The sequence below is a fragment of the Halorubrum sp. SP3 genome (assembly GCF_005435195.1).
Taxonomy (GTDB): Archaea; Halobacteriota; Halobacteria; order Halobacteriales; family Haloferacaceae; genus Halorubrum; species Halorubrum sodomense.
Map to the genome: position 1 here is coordinate 1 of NZ_SGTU01000154.1, position 327 is coordinate 327.

The 327-nt window shown below is 62.4% G+C and carries 1 protein-coding gene; it reads left to right on the top strand.

Features of this window, described 5'->3' with window-relative positions:
- Positions 1–216 precede the first annotated feature (216 nt).
- Positions 217–327: hypothetical protein (locus EXE42_RS20370; protein WP_241988417.1), on the top strand; the 111-nt coding region annotated here is incomplete at its 3' end.

Sequence of the window (327 nt, forward strand, 5' to 3'; positions counted from 1 at the left end):
TGATCTTGATGTTGGACAAGGTGACTGAGCCACCTTCGATCCTACAAACGAAACCGTAGGCTTCGGTCAGCGGAGCTCGTGGCGTTCGTCCGCGAAGCCAACCGTGACGAGGTACTCGAGGAATTCGCCGAACCTGAACTGGAGGCCGCGTATCGAAACCTCGATGAGGATACGTTCGAGCAGCTGGCGGTCGGTGCGGCCGCGCCGTTGTTCGCGTTGCCGGACATCGACGGAGGGAGATGGGACCCCGCGGATGCGATCGGGGACGGCGAGTGGACGGTCCTGATCTGGGTGTTCGCCGACTGGTGTCCAGTCTGTCACCGCGGG